The sequence below is a fragment of the Streptomyces sp. NPDC102467 genome, assembly GCF_044765445.1.
Taxonomy (GTDB): Bacteria; Actinomycetota; Actinomycetes; order Streptomycetales; family Streptomycetaceae; genus Streptomyces.
Window position 1 is genome coordinate 1 of the sequence record NZ_JBIWKA010000042.1, and the last position, 17,452, is coordinate 17,452.

At 68.7% G+C, this 17,452-nt stretch carries 18 protein-coding genes and 1 pseudogene; 10 read left to right on the forward strand and 9 right to left on the reverse strand.

Annotation, left to right across the window (positions count from 1 at the left end):
- From ACIREE_RS41540 to ACIREE_RS41550, 3 genes and pseudogenes are all read right to left on the reverse strand, one after another.
- Nucleotides 1-323: pseudogene (locus ACIREE_RS41540) on the reverse strand (NAD-dependent malic enzyme); the annotation flags it as partial.
- Nucleotides 324-395: 72 nt separating this feature from the next.
- Nucleotides 396-1,742 (reverse strand): cation:dicarboxylate symporter family transporter, encoded by a 1,347-nt coding sequence (locus tag ACIREE_RS41545; RefSeq protein WP_404164636.1) that lies wholly within the window; start codon nucleotides 1,740-1,742, stop codon nucleotides 396-398.
- A gap of 170 nt (nucleotides 1,743-1,912) precedes the next feature.
- Complete coding sequence (locus ACIREE_RS41550; protein WP_404164638.1) at nucleotides 1,913-3,079, reverse strand: mandelate racemase/muconate lactonizing enzyme family protein; 1,167 nt, start codon at nucleotides 3,077-3,079, stop codon at nucleotides 1,913-1,915.
- 111 nt (nucleotides 3,080-3,190) lie between these two features.
- Here ACIREE_RS41550 and ACIREE_RS41555 point away from each other — a divergent pair, with 111 nt between their 5' ends.
- Together ACIREE_RS41555 and ACIREE_RS41560 are read left to right on the forward strand one after the other, a co-directional pair.
- On the forward strand, nucleotides 3,191-3,868 hold the full coding sequence (locus ACIREE_RS41555; RefSeq protein ID WP_404164640.1) for a GntR family transcriptional regulator: 678 nt from the start codon (nucleotides 3,191-3,193) through the stop codon (nucleotides 3,866-3,868).
- 1,019 nt (nucleotides 3,869-4,887) lie between these two features.
- Nucleotides 4,888-5,307, forward strand: coding sequence for an SHOCT domain-containing protein (locus tag ACIREE_RS41560; RefSeq protein WP_404164642.1), 420 nt, complete (start codon nucleotides 4,888-4,890; stop codon nucleotides 5,305-5,307).
- Between the two features lie 70 nt (nucleotides 5,308-5,377).
- On the opposite strand, the gene ACIREE_RS41565 is transcribed toward ACIREE_RS41560, so the two are convergent.
- Nucleotides 5,378-6,250, reverse strand: a complete 873-nt coding sequence (locus ACIREE_RS41565) for a MerR family transcriptional regulator (protein WP_404164644.1) — start codon at nucleotides 6,248-6,250, stop codon at nucleotides 5,378-5,380.
- Between the two features lie 390 nt (nucleotides 6,251-6,640).
- Between ACIREE_RS41565 and ACIREE_RS41570 the strand changes: the two genes are divergently transcribed.
- A complete protein-coding gene (locus ACIREE_RS41570) occupies nucleotides 6,641-7,696 on the forward strand; it encodes a hypothetical protein (RefSeq protein ID WP_404164646.1) in 1,056 nt (351 codons plus the stop codon).
- Nucleotides 7,697-8,114: 418 nt separating this feature from the next.
- The gene (locus ACIREE_RS41575) at nucleotides 8,115-9,992 is read left to right on the forward strand and encodes a DUF2207 domain-containing protein (protein WP_404164647.1); all 1,878 of its coding nucleotides are present in this window, start codon (nucleotides 8,115-8,117) and stop codon (nucleotides 9,990-9,992) included.
- A gap of 157 nt (nucleotides 9,993-10,149) precedes the next feature.
- Here the strand turns inward: ACIREE_RS41575 and ACIREE_RS41580 are convergent, their stop codons facing one another.
- On the reverse strand, nucleotides 10,150-10,545 hold the full coding sequence (locus ACIREE_RS41580; RefSeq protein ID WP_404164649.1) for a winged helix-turn-helix transcriptional regulator: 396 nt from the start codon (nucleotides 10,543-10,545) through the stop codon (nucleotides 10,150-10,152).
- A gap of 75 nt (nucleotides 10,546-10,620) precedes the next feature.
- On the opposite strand from ACIREE_RS41580, the gene ACIREE_RS41585 reads away from it, so the two are divergent.
- The 4 genes from ACIREE_RS41585 to ACIREE_RS41600 all read left to right on the forward strand — a co-directional run bounded on the left by ACIREE_RS41585 (nucleotide 10,621) and on the right by ACIREE_RS41600 (nucleotide 13,354).
- The gene (locus ACIREE_RS41585; RefSeq protein ID WP_404164651.1) at nucleotides 10,621-11,076 is read left to right on the forward strand and encodes a hypothetical protein; all 456 of its coding nucleotides are present in this window, start codon (nucleotides 10,621-10,623) and stop codon (nucleotides 11,074-11,076) included.
- A 70-nt stretch (nucleotides 11,077-11,146) separates the two neighbouring features.
- Complete coding sequence (locus tag ACIREE_RS41590) at nucleotides 11,147-11,980, forward strand: transposase family protein (RefSeq protein WP_404164652.1); 834 nt, start codon at nucleotides 11,147-11,149, stop codon at nucleotides 11,978-11,980.
- Between the two features lie 265 nt (nucleotides 11,981-12,245).
- A complete protein-coding gene (locus tag ACIREE_RS41595; protein WP_404164654.1) occupies nucleotides 12,246-12,587 on the forward strand; it encodes an ArsR/SmtB family transcription factor in 342 nt (113 codons plus the stop codon).
- Nucleotides 12,588-12,634: 47 nt separating this feature from the next.
- Entirely contained in the window at nucleotides 12,635-13,354 is a 720-nt protein-coding gene (locus tag ACIREE_RS41600; RefSeq protein WP_404164656.1) for an NADPH-dependent F420 reductase, read from the forward strand.
- Between the two features lie 469 nt (nucleotides 13,355-13,823).
- Here the strand turns inward: ACIREE_RS41600 and ACIREE_RS41605 are convergent, their stop codons facing one another.
- The 3 genes from ACIREE_RS41605 to ACIREE_RS41615 all read right to left on the reverse strand — a co-directional run bounded on the left by ACIREE_RS41605 (nucleotide 13,824) and on the right by ACIREE_RS41615 (nucleotide 15,198).
- Nucleotides 13,824-14,129, reverse strand: a complete 306-nt coding sequence (locus ACIREE_RS41605) for a transposase (RefSeq protein ID WP_404164667.1) — start codon at nucleotides 14,127-14,129, stop codon at nucleotides 13,824-13,826.
- Nucleotides 14,130-14,174: 45 nt separating this feature from the next.
- Nucleotides 14,175-14,510 carry an IS5 family transposase gene (locus tag ACIREE_RS41610; protein WP_404164657.1) on the reverse strand — a complete coding sequence of 112 codons (336 nt, stop codon included), beginning with the start codon at nucleotides 14,508-14,510 and terminating at the stop codon, nucleotides 14,175-14,177.
- A gap of 268 nt (nucleotides 14,511-14,778) precedes the next feature.
- Nucleotides 14,779-15,198, reverse strand: coding sequence for a hypothetical protein (locus ACIREE_RS41615; RefSeq protein WP_404164659.1), 420 nt, complete (start codon nucleotides 15,196-15,198; stop codon nucleotides 14,779-14,781).
- 94 nt (nucleotides 15,199-15,292) lie between these two features.
- Between ACIREE_RS41615 and ACIREE_RS41620 the strand changes: the two genes are divergently transcribed.
- The gene (locus tag ACIREE_RS41620; RefSeq protein WP_404164661.1) at nucleotides 15,293-15,610 is read left to right on the forward strand and encodes an MMPL family transporter; all 318 of its coding nucleotides are present in this window, start codon (nucleotides 15,293-15,295) and stop codon (nucleotides 15,608-15,610) included.
- A gap of 313 nt (nucleotides 15,611-15,923) precedes the next feature.
- Here ACIREE_RS41620 and ACIREE_RS41625 read toward each other — a convergent pair whose 3' ends face one another.
- Complete coding sequence (locus tag ACIREE_RS41625) at nucleotides 15,924-17,045, reverse strand: epoxide hydrolase family protein (RefSeq protein WP_404164663.1); 1,122 nt, start codon at nucleotides 17,043-17,045, stop codon at nucleotides 15,924-15,926.
- A 151-nt stretch (nucleotides 17,046-17,196) separates the two neighbouring features.
- On the opposite strand from ACIREE_RS41625, the gene ACIREE_RS41630 reads away from it, so the two are divergent.
- On the forward strand, nucleotides 17,197-17,376 hold the full coding sequence (locus ACIREE_RS41630) for a hypothetical protein (RefSeq protein WP_404164665.1): 180 nt from the start codon (nucleotides 17,197-17,199) through the stop codon (nucleotides 17,374-17,376).
- Nucleotides 17,377-17,452: the final 76 nt, after the last annotated feature.

The following is a 17,452-nucleotide window of genomic DNA, read 5'->3' on the forward strand; positions in this document are numbered from 1 at the left end:
TCGTCACGGTTGCGGATGGGGTGCTTGGACTGCATCTCGATCTTGCCGCCGAGGTGCATGAGGAACGTACGGTCGGAGACCTTCCCGAGCGTCACACCCTCGATGCGCCGCAGCTCCGTGACGATCTCGTCCGCGTGGGACGTCGAGCTGGCCGCGACGGTGACGTCGAGGCCGAGGCGGTCGGCGTCGGAGGATATGACGTCCAGGGCGGTCACCGAACCGCCGAGCGCCTCCAGGGTGGCTGTCAGCTGGGAGACGGCGCTGCCGCTCGCAGGGACGTCGAGCCGGATGGTGATCGAGTAGGAGACGCTGGGCGCGCTCATTGGGTCTGTCCTTGTCATGTCATGCGGGGCGCAGGGCTTGGGAAGACCCGGCGGATGCGGGAGGTGGTGCGGTCAGCTGTCGGCGCCGACCGTGGCCTGGTCGCGTTGGGTGGGGGGCGAAGGCGGCGTGCTCTTGCCCGGGTGGAGTACGGAGCGGGCGCGTTCGGCGTCGAAGTCGTCCTCCCATTTGCCGATCACGATGGTGGCCACCGCGTTGCCGAGGACGTTGATGAAGACGCGGCCCTCGTTGAGGAGGCGGTCGATGCCGACGATCAGGGAGAGGGCGGCCAGGGGGATGTGGCCGACCGCGGTGACGGTGCTGGCGAGCACGATGAACGCGCCGCCGGCGATGCCCGCGGTGCCCTTGCTGGTGAGCATCATGATGCCGACCATCACGAGCTGTTGCTGCCAGGACAGGTCGATGCCCATGGCCTGGGCCAGGAACAGCGAGGCCATGGTCAGGTAGACGGCGGAGCCGTCCAGATTGAAGGAGAACCCGGAGGGGATGACGATGCCGACCACGGGGCGCCCGATGCCAAGGGTCTCCAGCTTGCGTACCAGCTGCGGCAGGACGGCCTCGCTGGAACAGGTGCTCAGTGCGACGAGCAGTTCGGCCTTGAGGAAGCGCATCAGGGCGAACAGGCTCAGGTGACAGGCGCGCATGATGGCGCCGAGGACGACCAGCACGTAGACGATGCACGTCACGGTGAACAGGATGATCAGGTAGGCGAGTTGCTTGAGGCTCTCGGCGCCGTAGGTGGCCACCACCATGGCCAGGGCACCGAAGGTGCCCAGCGGTGCCAGGCGCATCACCCAGCCGACGATGCGGAACACCACGTCGGAGAGGGCCTTGATGCCGCGGGTCAGCGGGGCGCCGTCCTCGCCGGCCATGTTCAGGGCGACGCCGAAGACGATAGAGACCATCAGCGCGGCCAGGATCGCGTCGCCGGTGATCGCACCCAGCAGAGAGCTGGGAATGAGGGAGGAGATGAAGCCGGTGAACGTGGCGTGCTCGGTGGCGGTTTCCGGGACGTCCTCGGCGCGCAGGGTGGCGGGGTCGACGTGCAGGCCGGTGCCGGGGTGGAAGACGTTGGCGACCAGCAGGCCGATCAGCATGGAGACCAGCGACAGCACCAGGAAGTAGCCGATCGCCTTTACGCCGATGCGGCCGGCCTTGCGCAGGTTGTCCATGGAGGCGATGCCGGTGGTGACCACGCAGAAGACGACCGGGATCACGATCATCTTGACCAGCGCGATGAACCAGTCGTTCAGCGGCTTGAGTTCCTCGCCGAACCCGGGCGCGACCAGTCCCACGGCGATGCCGAGGACGGCGGCCAGGACGACCTGGAACCACAGTTCACGCAGCAGGCGGCCCAGCCTCGACCGGGGCGGGCGGTCGGTGGCGGTAGTGGATGTCATCGTTGGTGCTCCCTTGCACGACGATCGTGTGTAGCCCTGTCCCGTGGGGGTGCCGGGGACTGCGTACTGCGGCTCGGGGTCCCCGGTGTCGTACGTGGCGCGTGGATGGAGCTGCGCCGGCGCGACCGCGCCGGCCCTGCAGCGGGCGCGTGGTCGCGGTGCGGTGAGGTTCAGCTGTGCAGGGCGCGCAGCACCTTGTAGAAGGCGGCCTTGCCCTCGAAGCCGATGCCGGGGATGTCGGTGAGGCCCACCCGGCTCTTCTCCACGACGGCGTCGTCGGCAAAGCCGCCGGTGGGCTGGAACTCGCCGGGGTAGGACTCGTTGCCGCCGAGCTTGAGGGCGGCCGCGATGTGCAGGGAGAACTGGTGGCCGCCGTGCGGGATACAGCGGCGCGAGGACCAGCCGTGCTGCTTCAGCATGTCCTGGATGCGCAGGTACTCGGTCAGACCGTAGGACAGCGCGGGGTCGAACTGCAGGGTGTCGCGGTCCGGGCGCATGCCGCCGTAGCGGATCAGGTTGCGGGCGTCCTGCAGCGAGAAGAGGTTCTCGCCGGTCGCGATCGAACCGCTGTAGTGCTCGGCGACGGTGGCGTTGAGGTGGTAGTCGAGAGGGTCGCCGATCTCCTCGTACCAGAACAGGCCGTACGGCTCGATGGCCTTGCCGTACTCGAGGGCGGTGGCCAGGTCGAAGCGGCCGTTGACGTCGACGGCCAGGCGGGAGCCGTCGCCGTCCAGGATCTCGAGGACGGCCTCGATGCGGCGCAGGTCCTCGGCGAGGTCGGCGCCGCCGATCTTCATCTTGACGACGTCGTAGCCCTGGTCGAGGAAGGCCTTCATCTCGTTCTGCAGGTCGGCCAGGGTCTTGCCGGGGGCGTAGTAGCCGCCGGCGGCGTAGACGAACACCGAGTCGTCGGGGGTGCCGTCGCCGTGGCGCGCGGACAGGTAGCGGTAGAGCGGCTGTCCGGCGATCTTCGATGCGAGGTCGAAGAGCGCCATGTCGACGACGCCGACGGCGACCGACCGCTCGCCGTGGCCGCCGGGCTTCTCGTTGCGCATCATCACGTCCCACGCCTTGGCGGGGTCCAGTTCGCCGGCCTCGTTCAGCAGGCTGCCGGGCTCGGCGGCGGTCAGGCGGGGCAGGACGCGGCGGCGCAGGATCTCGCCGGCGCTGTAGCGGCCGTTGGAGTTGAAGCCGTAGCCGACCACCGGCTTGCCGTCACGGACGACGTCGCTCTCGATCGCGACGATCGAGCAGTCCATGGAGGAGAAGTCGATCCAGGCGTTGCGGATCGAGGAGCTGATCGGGACGACGCCCTCGTAGACGTTGGTGATCTTCACGGTGACGGCCTTTCTCGTAACTTATAAGATGTGACGGCTGTTAGAGTGAGCGGTGCCACCGGGAGCTGTCAAGGGGTGGCGACCTCGGGGAAAGGGAACGGTCACGCGGCCATGGCGAGCCAGAACATGTTCCTCAGCAAGAGCGATCTCGCCTACGCGGAACTGCGCGAGAGGATCCTCACCGGCGGCCTTGCTGCCGGCTCCCGCCTGGCGCAGTACGAGCTCGCCGAATCGCTGAACATGAGCATCACCCCGCTGCGGGAGGCCATCCGGCGCCTGAGCAGCGAGGGCCTGCTCACCGTGGAGACCCACCGCGACGTGCGAGTCTCGACCATGACCGCCGACGAGGCCCGCCAGCTCTTCGAAGTCCGCCTGTCGCTCGACCCGACGGCGGCCGGGCTCGCGGCCAAGCGGCGCACCGAGAGCGACATCACTGCCATGCGGGCGGCCGTGGACCAGCTGCTGCCCGTCACGCGCCGGTGGGGCGAAGGGGCGCTGGCCGCGCACCGCGTCTTTCACCAGACCCTCTACCGGGCCTCCCGCAACGACGTCCTCATCAAGATGCTGGACGACCTGTGGGACAAGTCCGACCGCTACCGCCGTCTCGGTCTCGATCTACCGCCCGGCGACGAGCCGCGCACCCGCGACCTCGAGGAACACCACCGCCTGGTCGACCTCGTCGTGGATGGCCAGGCGGACCAGGCCGCCCAGCTCATGTACGACCACATCGCCAACAGCCTCACCGCCACGGCCATCAGCGCACTGGAAGAGCACGAAAACCCCTCGTAGGCCGAAGGGTCGCTTCGCCGCTGATCGGGGTGCTCGGCACACCAGCACCGTCCCCGTGGTACTGGTGATGGGAGCCTTCCTGGCGCTGACGACGGTGGGGCAGCGCCGTGCCGACGACAGAGCGCGGCGGTGGCGCCCGCCGCTCAGTGAACGGCAGTGAGTTCTCCGCTGAGCCTCTTGTGGAAGCCGCGTCGGCGGGTCCAGGCCGGTGATCTCGACCTGCTTGCCGCGCTCGGCATACTTGGTCTCGCTCAGGAACAGGGCGGTTCCGGTTGCTTCGGAAACCTGGTCCACGGGAACGTACACGCCCTCGGCGACGGTCATTGGTGTCCAACACGTCGGCGATGTCAGGGGTGAGTTGAAGCCGGGGGCATCGACAGAAACACGATGCCCCGGCCCCGTGTTCTACCCACCGATTATTCACACCGAGGCTAAGCATGGTGGGTGCCGTCCGCCACGAGCACGAAGGGATCTCTGCTCTGGGCCCCGCACGTGCCTGGACGATGGGCGCCCGCGAGGCCATCGGTCTGGGTCCGCTGGGCCCAGTTGGGCTGGCCCAATGCGCCTGGGGCTGGGGCTGGATGCCCCGTGCTCCCGATGTAGAGGTGCTACCGCATGTCGACCTGCCGCGCGGGCCGGAGGCGAGCCTGCTCCAGTAGGAGACGGTCCCGGACGTGCTCTGCCCCTCCCCCAGCGTTTTCCCCGTCTTGGCTCGCCGTGTTGGTGGGCGAGAACGTGTCCGCGCCCTCCACTGCATGGCACTCGCTCGTGCGAAGCGGCCCTGCACGAACCCCACGTCGAACCCGGGTCACGTCGGCTCTCTGACGGTCTCGTCACACGCGTCGCCCTCGCTCGTACCGTCACAACTCACCTCCCGCGGGTGATGCCGTGCCGACCGATGCGTCGCTCAATGATGTAGGGCTGCTGCAGGAGCCGCAGTCCCAAACGATCCGTACACCGACCGTCTGCCGCCCGCGTGAACCCGCGCTGCGGTCGGTGCGAGGAAGGAGTGCAGCACTGTGAGCAGTTCCGTCACCCTCGCCTACGACTACCCGCTCCTTGGCGTCTTCTGGACCACGTTTCTGATCTTCTTGTGGATCCTTTGGTTCTTCCTGCTTTTTCGCCTCATCGGTGATCTCTTCCGCGACGACGAGCTGAACGGATGGGTCAAGGCGAGCTGGATCATCTTCCTGATCGTGCTGCCCTTCCTCGCAGTCTTCGTCTACGTCCTCGTCCGGGGCCGCGGCATGGGACACCGCGAGGCGAACGCGGCGGAGGCTCGCCAGAAGGCTTTCGACGCATACGTACGCCGGACCGCGGCAGCCGACACGCCTCAGGCCACTCCGGCCGAGGAGCTGACGAAGCTGTCCCGGCTCAGGGAACAGGGCGACATCTCGGAGGAGGAGTTCCAGCGCGCCAAGAGCAAGGTCCTGCACTGACTTCGCAAACGTCAAGCGGGGCCCCCGTGGTGCCGACGTGGCTGCTTGAGTGGGCGAACGTGGTGCATCATTACAGGCCGGCGAACGAGGCCAGCCGCCAGTACCGGTCTACCCGGGGATCGTGGGCCTCTTCGAACTGCTGGGCCATCCAGTCCCGGAATTCCGTGTCAGGGGTGCGCGCGAGCACCTCGGCGAAGCGGTGCACGAGGTCGTCGATGACAGGTGCGCCCCTGTCGCTGAGCGGGTCGATGCCCGAGTCCACGGCCTCGGCCTCGGCCACCTTGTGGCGGGTGAGTTCCATCAGTTCTTCGCCGGCTTGGCATTCGATGTCGAGTGGGCGCCCGGCGGCCTGGCGTAGGGCTGTCCGGCGCATCCGGGCACGGAAATCCTCGTTACCGACCAGCTCGGCGAGCTCCACCCACGCGGCGACCTGCTCGCTGGTCGGATCATCGGGCAGCTCGGGGGTGGCAGCGCGAACCATGGCCACCGCGGTCGGGTCGGCATCCCCCGTGCCGAAGGTGCCATCCACGAAATCGTCGATCAAACGTCGGCGTTCCTCGCCGGACAACTGTGTGAGCCTGTGCATGAGTGGGATCTCCTCGGGACTGGAGCCGCGTCTGGCCACGACTCGCAGAACACTCCGACGCAGTTGCAGCACCCGGATCTGGACGTCCATGGCGTCGGCGTGCGCTGCGGCGACTTCCGCCACCGAGAGCTCGCGGTCCAGTACCCGTTGAATCGTGGCCAGGTCCATGCCCAGCTCGCGCAGGGTGCGCAGGAGTTCCAGACGAAGCAGTGCGTCTTGGTCGTAGAGCCGGCAGCCGGCGGGACCACGAGTGGTCGGCGCTACCACCCCCGAATCGGAGTAGAACCGGATGGTCCTCACAGACAAGCCGGTACGCCGGGAAAGCTCCCCGATCGAGTAGAGGGTCGTAACGTCCATGTCCCCCACTCTGCTGTCTCCAGTCACTGGAGACTCAAGGCCATTCCCAAGCGGGTTGCACGGTTTCCCGGCACAGACCGGAGGAGGAGCGCGCGAAGCGCCGTCCAGGTCACCTGCTCGGGTACGTGCACGCGCTCGCGGGCGAGCCTTCCATTCACCGCGGGCCGCCGCCAGCCCCCGCCGCGACCCCGGTCGGCGCGCCCTACCACCCGCCACCTCCCGGCCCCGCCCCGCCGTCCCACCTCCAGCCCGCGCCCCTCGCCTCCGCCCCTTCCGGCCGGGTCGACACTGTGGAACCGTGTCTCAACGGCAACTCCGCTCACCAGCAATGATGTTAGAACTGTGCAGGGGGTGCCCGGTGGGGGTGCCGCATTCACAAAGGGGGCCTTCGTGTGCACACGCACAGGGTGGCGTCGCGCTCTCATCGGCGCGCTGGCGAGTTTGACGGTCGTGCTCGGATCCACCGCCTACGGCGGTACCGGTGCGTCGGCCGCGTCCGGTGCGGCGGGCGCGGGCGCGGCAACGGTCACGAAGTCGTCCCAGAGAACGGCGTCGACCAGGGCTGCGGCGCAGGCGGGCACTGTCTCGGCCGCGGCACCGGTGACCGTGACGAGGTGGACGCAGACCAGTGAGGCAGGCGATCCGGTAGGTCAGGGAAGCAGTCTGGCCTACACACCCAAGACGGCGAGTTTCACCGTTTCCGGCACCGCCGAGTACGTACGGATCAGCGTCAGCCCCAGCGATACCTCGTTCTGGCAGGTGGAGTTCGCCGCGCCGCGCGGCCAGAAACTCACCCCGGGGGTCTACACCAGGGCGGAGGGGGCGGCGATCCGGACCGGTCACGCCCCGGGCATCACCGTGTTCAATGAGAGCCGCGGGTGTGAGGCCCCCTACGGCCAGTTCACGATCAACCAGATAGAGACGGACACCTCGGGCGCGGTCACCGTTCTCGATGCCAGCTACACCCATCGATGCGGGAGCGCGACTGCGCCAGCGCTGAGGGGCTCCTTCAAGTACCAGGCTCTGCCGCTGAGTTATTCCTATAGCGCGGATGCGGGCAGTACCTTCGCGCAGCACGCGATCGCCGCGTCCAGCACCCATACCGGTGGCAGCAGCACGTTCGCGCTCACCCCGTCCGCCGATGGCGTCCAGTACATGGTGTCGGGCCAGCGCGAGTACTGGGAGATGTCGCTGGAACCGCCGACGGGCGAGCGGTTCGAGGCAGGCCGCACCTATCCCATCGCGTTCTCCAGCAGTGAGGACGTCGCGGGCGTCGTCATCAACGTGTCCGCCTACGGCTGCGTCCGCACCGTCACCGGCGACCTGTCCTTCTCCCAGCTGACGCGGGACGGCGACGGCGCCATCAAGGCATTCGCCGCCACCTTCACGCTGCGCTGCGACGGCACGGACCCCGCACTGCACGGCACCATCCACCACTACGCCTGACGTGCACGACCCGCCGTCGTCGCCGGGCCTTCGCCGGCGGCGGCCGCGACGTTGCCGAAGGGCGCGTTGGGGAAGCCGCACGTCACTGGATTCGGTGCGGTGACGGGCGTGCCCGGACGGAATTGTTGTGCTGCACGAGGCAGGTTCCCCGTTTCCCGGGTGATCGACGATGGGGCGGTCCTCCAGCGAAGGGCCGCCCCCGGTGCCCGGTTTCTGAGCAGTGATGCCTTGGTGGCCCACCGCCTCCCCGACGCGAACCGAGCCGGGAGTCCTGAGCGCCACGCCACGCTGGCCGGTGGAGCGGGAGGGGGCCGGCTGGGCACCGCGGGCCGCATGGCTCCGACGCCAGGCTCGGTGGCCTGTCCCGGTATCCGATCTCCGCGGAGGCTGGGGGCCTCCCTGACGTGGGGGTATCGCCTTGAGTGCTGCGAAGGACAAGAGACCGCTGGCTGGAGTGCGCCAGACCGCCAGACGCAGACGGGGCGCCTGGGTCGCGATCTTCTTCGCCGTCCTGCTGCTCGGCGGTGTCGTCGCCCTCTTCCGAGGGAATGTGGAGCGCGTCAACACGCTGTGGGTGGGCGCCGAGATAGCCGCCGACGGCGGCATGCGCGTCACCGAGGTCATCGACTACGACTTCGGGGCCCCTCACACCACCAGGCACGGCATCTACCGTGACCTGCCGGACCTGCCCTACGACGCGGACAGCGCCGAGGTGAGCGTCACCATGGACGGCGTCCGCATGCCGTGGGAACTGGACGTCGGCGACCGTTACGAGAAGCCGGACGGGCAGCGGGAGATCGCCACCCGGATCAAGGTGGGGGATCCCGATGACTCCGTGACCGGCGTGCACCGGTACCGCATCCAGTACACGCTCAGTGACGTGGTGCAGAAGGGCAAGATCGCCTGGAACGCGGTGGGCACCGGATGGCAGGTCGACCGCTCCGACGTGCAGATCCACGTCGTGGCCCCTTACCAACTGATCGGCGCGCGCTGCGTACAGGGCACGGACGGCTCCGTGAATCCCTGCACCGCCCGCCCGGACGGGCCCGGCCGACTCGACGTCACCCTTGACAGGCTCCACGGTCACGAAGGCGTCACCCTCTACGCCTCCGGCGGGCAAAAACCGACTGGGGTGCCGCAGACACTGCCCGCGCCGCCCTCCGGCGCCAAGGCCGTCGGCACGACGGTGGAAAGCCCGCTGCGCGTGGCCCTGTTCGCGTCCTGTCTCACGGCACTGTGCGCCGGCGCGGCGGTCGGGCTGCTGCGCCTGCTGGGCCGCGACCGCACCGCCCAAGAAGGGCCCGGCGGTCCGCCCGGCCGGATACGGCGCGGCCTCGCCCGCCGCTCCGCCGCCCCGCCCCCTTCGGCTGCGGTGCCCCCGGAGGGTCTGTCCCCGGCGCAGGGCGGAATCCTGCTCGCCGAACGCGTGGAGAGTCACCACCAGGTGGCCTGGCTCCTGAGCATGACGATCGAGGGGCGCATCACTGTCGGAGGGACGGCGCAGAATCCCACCCTCAGGCGGCGCGAGACGGCCGACGCACCGGACGATCCGGCGGGCTCGGTGGACGCTTCGATTGCCCGTTCGGTCCTCGACACGATCTTCGCGGGGCGTGACTGGGTCACTCTGGGCCCGCGCGATGCCCAGTTCAGGGCGGGCTGGCAGTTCCTTCACCGCGAGCTGGCGGTCTGGCAGGAAACCAGCGATCTGTGGGACGAGGCGGCCGCGAACCGTGCCCGCCTCGGACGCCCCGTCGGTATCGCCGCCACCCTGCTCGGGTTCGTCACGACAGCCGTCGGCGCCTGGCTCGGCGGTGGCCGGCATGCGTCCGGCCGGACCGTTCTGCTGCTGGGTCTGCTCGCTGTGGGCGTCGGCCTGGCGCTGTGGCTGCGCTCCTGGGAACTGCACAGGCGCAGTCCGCGCGGTACCGACCTGCGGCTGCGGACGCAGGCGTTCCAGCGCTACCTCGCCGACCCATCCGCCCTGTCCGGGGATGAGCCCCTGGACGCAGAACGGCTGGAGTTGTACACCGCGTGGGCGGTGGCACTGGATGCGGCGCACGCGTGGGACAGGGCGGTGGCCGACTCGACGGCTGCACCCCGACACCGCTCGACCCTCACCTCGGGATTCTTCCCCGGCTTCGCGCTGGGGCTGATCACCGCGTCCGCGACGTCCAGCGTTCCGCCGCCCTCCTCCAGCAGCAACAGCAGCGGTGGCGGCAGCGGAGCGGGATTCAGCAGCGGCAGCAGCGGAGGTGTCGGCGGAGGCAGTGGCGGCGGAGGCGGCGGCTCCTGGTGACCACCTGATCCCGGCAAAGATGCGGCAGCGGGCCCAGGCGTGACCGGCTCGGGCCTAGGCGGTGGCCACCTACTGGATCCGGGCACATTGAGCGGAGCCCGGGCAGCTGTTGGGAGGGCGCCTGGCGCTGGTGGCCCGATGCCCGTTCGACGCAATATCACGGCACAGAAGGTGAGCCAGGGCGACGTGTGCCGCTCGTCCGCTGTACAGCGCCCGATGCCTGGGCGGCCATCACCTCGTCGCCGTACTCAAAGGCCGATGCGCCGACCGCGTCGATGGGCGCGAGCAAGGTCTCTCGCAAAGCGGTGAGTTGATACGAGCCTCCTGACGGTGCGTCGGGGTGGGCCCGCCGGTCGACCAGCCCGTTGAACTGCAGCCGTCGCAGGGTCTCGGTGAGGACCTTGGAACTGATGCCTCCGATCCGCTCCCGCAGTTCGGCCGGTCGCCTGGGTCCTTCGCGCAGGGCCCAGAGCACCACGGCGTTCCAGGTGTTGGAGAGCAGGTCGAAGGCGAGGCGGGCGCGGCAGTCGGCGAGGAAGGCATCGGTTGTCACCTACCAAATGGTGCCTGAACTGCCTTCTAGCGTCGGTGTGAACGGTGAATCAGGCACGGATGGCTTCGTATGTGCATGCTGGATCCCGAACTGCTGGAACGGATCACTACGCGCCGTGCGGAACTGGACGAACTCGAAGAACACCTGGCCAAGCAGCTGGATGCGGTGCGGGCTGAGCGGGACGAGCTCGCCGTCGCCGAACGTGTATTTGAGAGGGTGAGCGAGCAGCTCGCCGAGGAACGCTCTTCAGCCCGGCCGATTCCCGGGCAGGTGGGCGACCGAGCGGTGATGCTGATCCCGCACCGCGAGCCGGGCGCGGACGAAAGCATGCTCCCGTCGGACTACCAGCGCATCATCGCCGCCGTGCGGCAGGCCGCCGGACCGGTCATGGCCCGTGAAGTCGGCGAGGTGGTGGGGGTGGACGTCAGCGTGAAGGCCAAGCTCGAACCGCTACGCAGCAAGCGGATCAAACTCGTCGATCGGGGCTGGCTGCGCAAACTGCCCGACGGCCGGTTCACCACCCGCCTGTGACCGGGAGCGGCCACTCGGAGCAGCGCGGTATGGGCGTAACCGGGGTGCCCCCGGAGGCCGTTGGAATTGTGTGACGAATACCGAACAGCGCGCCGAGGACACTTGCCCGCCTGTCTACCAGTGCCGCCTGCCGCTGTCCACGAGCACCGTCAACTACCTCGCCGACCTGCTGCGGCGTCATCTGAAGGCGATTCGATCAAGGTGGCGGATTCTGCCGCCGGGGAAGACCGCGGTGATCGTCCTGCTTGTACTGCGCCACGACCAGCGCCTGGCCGACATGGCCGGCGGCAACAGCGTGTCCGAGTCCACCGTCCGCCGCTGGCGCGACGAACTGATCGGACTGCTCGCCGCCCAGGCACCCCGCCTGGACCGCGCCCTGAAGAAGGTCGCCAAGCAAGGAGGGGAGGTGGTCCTGATCGACGGCACCCTCATCCGCACCCAGCTCCGCACCGGCAAGGCCGACCGGCGGAACTACTCCGGCAAGCACCGCAACCACGGCCTGCACTTCCTCGCCCTAACCGACGAGAACGGCCGCCTGATCGGGATATCCGCCGCCCGGCCCGGCCGCACACACGACAACACCGCCGCCCGCCACGATCACATTCTGGCCCACCTGCGCGCCGCCGGCCTCGGAGCATTGGCCGACCTCGGCTTCCGCGGCCTGGACAACGACATCCTCGACCCCGTGGTCGTCACCGGTTACATCGCCACTCGTACCCACAAGCTCACCCCCGGCCAGAAGGAAGCCAACCGTGTCCTCGCCGTCGGACGGGCGCCGGTCGAGCACGGCTTCGCCGACCTCAAGAACTGGCGGGCCCTCACCAAGCTCCGCACCGACCCCGCCCGCGCCACCCGCCTCCTGCGCGCCTTGCTCGTCCTGACGAACCTCGAAACCAACCGCTGACGAATGATCTTCTCCGTGGACTCCCGCTCACGACCAGCACGGGTACCCCGGGGACCGGTCACACCAGCCCTTTGACCTGTGTCTTCAGGATGGCGGAGGCTCAGTTGACCACTCTGTGCATCGCAGTTGGCCACGCTGGCGCCCGTCTCGCTCGCTGCAGGGGCGGGAGAGCGGCTGGCGTGGTCGCTCGGGCACCCCCCTAAACTCATGTACGCACGAAGCGGTACATTCATGTACGCTGAGTCCGGTACATAGGAGGTTCGTCATGGCTAGTCGGCTGGCTCGGCCGCTCACGATCCCGGACGAGGAGGAGATCGACCTCTACGAGGTCATGTCGGCGCTGACCGACCCGGTCCGGCGAGCGCTCGTGCGACACATCGCCACCACGCCGGGTGGGCCGTGCAGCACCTCGGACTTCGGCGTCTCTAAGTCGACGCTGACCAGGCACTGGCGTGTGCTGCGGGAGTCGGGGCTCATCCGGCAGGAGGTTGACGGCACCAGACACCGCAACTGGCTGCGTCGTGAGGAGATCGACCGGCGCTTCCCGGGCCTGCTCGCGCTCGTCCTGGACCAGATGGGCTCGGGACCCGAGGCCGCTGACCGGTGACTCACCACTGACGCCCCCCAGACGCGCAGGAACGCAAGGAGAGTGACATGGAGATCGGCATCATCGGAGCGGGGTTCATCGGGGGTACGCTCGCCAGGAAGCTCGCGGCGGTCGGGCACCACGTCCGGATCGCCAACTCCCGCGGGCCGGAGACCGTGACCGAGTTCGACAGTGACGACGCGATCCGGCCGATGTGGGCTGTGGATGCCGTCACGGGCGTGGACATCGCGATCCTGAGCGTCCCGGTGAAGGCCGTCGGGGCGTTCCCCGAGGACATGACCGCCGCGCTCGCGTCCGTGCCGGTCGTGATCGACACGGGCAACTACTACCCGGTCCGCGACGGCAACATCGACGAGTTGGACCGGGGGATGGCTGACAGCGCCTGGGTCGCCGCCCGCCTCGGCCGCCCCGTATACAAGGTCTTCAACAACATCGTCGCTCCGAGCCTCAAGAACAAGGCGACCCACGATGCCGCTCGGCGTCTCGGCCTCACGGTCGCCGGCCCCGATGGCGACTCCAAGCAGCAGGTGATGGCGCTGGTCGAGGAGATCGGCTTCGACCCGGTCGACGCGGGCGCCCTTGAGGACTCCTGGCGGCTGCAGCCCGGCACTCCGACCTACTGCCAGGACATGAACGCCGACCAGTTCCGCACCGGCCTGGCGGCGACCGTCCAGGCCGACGTCGAGACCTACCACGCGGGACGGGACTCGATGACGGCCGAGCAGTTCGCCGCGGCGAATGATTACATGCGGCGGATCCTGGCCTGAGAGCCTGCCGCCGAAATCCTGAAGTGCTCAGTTGGCCAGTTGAGCGTGTGGGCGGGCAGGCTAACGTCGCCGGGGGCTGACGATGTGGTTTCCGGTGTTCTTGCCGTCGGTTCACCCCGGTCGCGGTGTGCTGGTGGCGTGAGTTCCTTGGTCGACGCCCATGACCTCCTCGGCGGTGGCGCTCTGACCTTCGGGAGATCGGCGGATAGCGAGTTGCGCGGCCCCGAGGGCCACGATGGTTTCGGGTCGGCGTTGTCGAGGGTGGTGTCGTTGAGCGCGGCCAGGACCTGCCGCCACAGGTCACCGCTCACTCCCGTCTGGGGGCGCGGGCGCCGCAGCCGCCGGTTCCTGGCGGTTGGTTGAAGGGTGCCGGCGCAGGTGCTCCCGAGGGGCGGGTCCACCAGCCCTCATGTCTCGTCCGACCTCGCACGTGGCCCGGTTAGCTCAACCTGCCCGGCGCGCACGGCGGTTAGCGGGGTGGGCGTCCGCCCCGGCTGCCGCGACGGGCCCGGTTGCGGACCTGGTCGGCTCGCTCGGGAATGGTGTGGGCGATGCCGCGCTGCCGGAGCCAGGTGCGTATCGCGCGGGAGCTGTAGCCCTTGTCACCCAGCACGTGGGCGGGGCACACCCGCGGCCGCCCCGGCCCGATGCGGGGCACCCGGACCGACTCCATCACGGCGGTGAACTGGGTGCATTCGTTGGTGTTGCCGCCGGTAAGAGTGAAGGCCAGTGGGCGGCCGAGCGCATCGCAGACGAGGTGAATCTTGCTGGTCAGGCCGCCCCGGGAGCATCCGAGACAGGGGCTGGAGAGCCCCCTTTTTTAGGCCCCGGCGGCGTGTTGGTGGGCGCGGACGATCGTGGAGTCGACGGACACCAGCCAGTCGATGTCGCCGACCGCATCGGCCCTGGCCTGGGCGACCCGCAGCATCCGCTCGAAGGTGCCGTCCTTGGCCCACCGCCGAAACCGGGTGTGCAGTGTGGTCCATGGTCCGTACCGCTCCGACACGTCCCGCCAGGCCGTACCAGTCCGGAACTTCCACACGATCCCGTTGAGGACCTTCCGGTCATCCAACCGCTTGCGTCCCCGCAACGAGGCAGGCAGCAACGACCGGACGAACTCCCACTCGGCATCGGACAGTTCATGACGACGTATCACCCAACCATGATCCACCACTCAAGATCACTTGAAGACGCGGCCTGGGTGCACTCCAGGCCGTGGCCAACGGGGAGTTCGGGCAGGTCGGGCTACGGCCGTGGACGGACAACTACCTCGCCGAGGAGAAGAAGGCGCATGCGCTGCGTGTGTTCCAGAACCATTTGACTCCGCGGTCGCTTCAGATGCAGGCGTCCGCATGCCGGGGGACGGCCACCGGATGGCACGGGGGATCTCCTCCTCGTGCCATCCCTACGCGGGAGTCAGAGCCTCAGGCGTGGACCGAGTACGCGCCGGAGCAGTAGGAGTTGGTGCCCTTCACCCGGCACAGCTGCAGGGTGTACCAGTTGCCCTCCGGCAGGTCCCCCGTCTTCTTCACGGTGACGGGCGAGTTCAGCCCTCGGGTCGAGGCGACCCGTCCCGTGCTCAGGCGGGCCTCGAAGCCGAATCCGTCCGCAGCGAGGTCCTTGGCGATGAGAGTGTCGCCGTTCGCCTGCCATTGGCCGACCCCTGCGGGGCTGCTGCTGTTGGTGTAGTACTTGATGGTTCGGCTTCCGTCAGCGGCCGTCGCGCTGATCTCGAACACCGCGTCCGACGCGCTCGCGGTCCCCGACCCCATCGTGACGGCAGCCCCCGAGAGCGCCGCCACCGCCGTGACCAGCGCGACAACTCTGCTGCGTACCTTGCTCATCGCACGTTCCCCGTTCTGTTCGTGCCAAGGCCGATGCCATGACCCTGCGAAGGGAAGCATAGGCATGCACAGTTCAGGGCGATCTTGAGGAAGTGTGAGGAGTTCTTGTCGCCGCGGACTGTCCTTCGGCCCCGCCGCCCTCACCCACCCGAAGCGCGAGCCTGCCTTCAATGTCTTCCTGCTGTCGCAAACCTGCGAGGCCTACGCGGCAACCGGCGACACGAAGGCGGCCGTGGGGGCTGGCGTGCAGCGCACCGGCCGCCTGGTGAGCGCGGCAGGTCTGGTCTTCGCCACCACCATGGCCGTGCTGGCCAGCTCCTCCCTGACCCTGCTGAAAGTCATCGGGGTCGGGCTCGGCGTGGCCACCCTGGTCCGGTCTGGGTGCAGCAGCGTGCCGCCGGGGATTGGCTGAGGCTGGGTGCACCTGCGGGGCCGACCGGACCTGAAGCCCGACGAGCCGTGGCCGAGCACACCGTCCGCAGTCATTTTCGCAACACACCAGGCCTGTACGGGAAGGATCTGCTGCTCGGTATCGTCGCCGGCCGACCGAATGGCACTCGCCGGATCCCGCAGGCCGGCTCGAGGCAGTCGCCGACTCTCGTGCGCGCAGCGGGAGGTGCTGGGCAACTGACCGGAGCAGGTTGACGGGGTTTCAGGTGTGCCGGTAACCCGAGGGAGGACAAGAATCATCCAATGGGCTCGGGTCCCAGGGATGGCACGGACAGTCAGCGGAACAGGCGGAAGAACCCGCGTACCTGCTCGACCAGCGACTCCGGCTGCTCCAGCGCGGCGAAGTGGCCACCATGGGGCAGCTCTTCGAACCAGCGCAGGTCGGTGAACCGCAGTTCGGCCTCTCGCCTCGATGGGCGGGTGATGTCGCGCGGGTAGACCGACAGCCCGGATGGCGCGGTCACCTTGTCCCGGAAGTTGGCGAAGCTCTCCCAGTACAGGCGCGCCGACGAGGTGGCCGACGCGGTGAACCAATAGACCGAGATCTCGTCGAGGATCGTCTGCCGCGACAACGCGTCCTCGGGATGGCCGTCGTTGTCCGTCCACGCCCAGAACTTCTCGGCGATCCAGGCGGCCTGCCCTGCCGGGGAGTCGGTGAGGCCGTAGCCGAGCGTCTGCGGCCGGGTGGCCTGGATCGCCGAGTATCCCCGGCCGGTGCGCTGCATCTCCTTCTCGGCTTCGAGGTTCGTCAGCTCCGCGGGCGTCGGGTCGTCGAACGTGCCCGCCGCCACGGATCCGAGGTTCAGGTGCACGCCGGCGACCCGCTCGGGCGCCAGCTCGCCAAGTGCCGCGGACACCGCTGAACCCCAGTCACCGCCCTGCGCGCCGTACCGTTCGTAGCCCAGCGAGACCATCAACGTGTCCCAGGCGCGCGCGGTGCGCGTGATGCCCCACCCGGTCGTCGATGGCTTGTCACTCCAGCCGTACCCGGGCAACGACGGCGCGACCACGTGGAACGCGTCCGCCGGGTCACCGCCGTGCGCGCGTGGGTCGGTGAGCGGGCCGAGGATCTCCAGGAACTCGAGCACCGAACCCGGCCACCCGTGCGTGAGCACGAGCGGGAACGCTTCCGGCTCCGGCGAGCGGACGTGCAGGAAGTGGATGCCCAGCCCGTCGATCGTGTCCCGGTACTGCGGGTACACGTTTAGGCGCTCGGCGAACCCGAAGTCGTAGTCCTCGGCCCAGCTGCGGCACAGCTCCTGCGCATACGCCAGCGGCAGACCCTGGGACCAGTCGTCCACCGGCTCGCGCTCGGGCCACCGTGTCCGTCGCAATCGTTCACGTAGATCCGCGATCTCGGCTTCGGTGATGGTGACCTCGAATGGCCCGGCGGACATGGCAAGGCTCCTTACTGGTCGTGGCGTTACCGGATCAGCTGCAGGTGGACTGTCGTCGCGGGCTCCCCCGCGTGGCGTCGGGTTGGTGGCGGCGCCCCCGCAACAGCCGCCTACCCCATCATCCACGTAACGAGCCTCAGTCACCTCCTGCATGGGGGGCAGCCTGATCATCGCGGTGGCCCTCGTGGTGAACGGCCGGGAGGCCTGGCGCCGGTTCACCCGGCAACAGCAGGACCTGGCCCTGCAGCTCGCCTACGCGGCCGCCACCGCCGAGTTGGGCTCGGATGATGACCTGACGGACGATGTCGCCGGGTTGTCGGTCAGGCGATGACGGGCACGGTCTCGGCGCTGTTGGTCGACCAGTTGGTGACGATGGGCTTGTCGACGACCGCGGGCTCGGGCAGCTT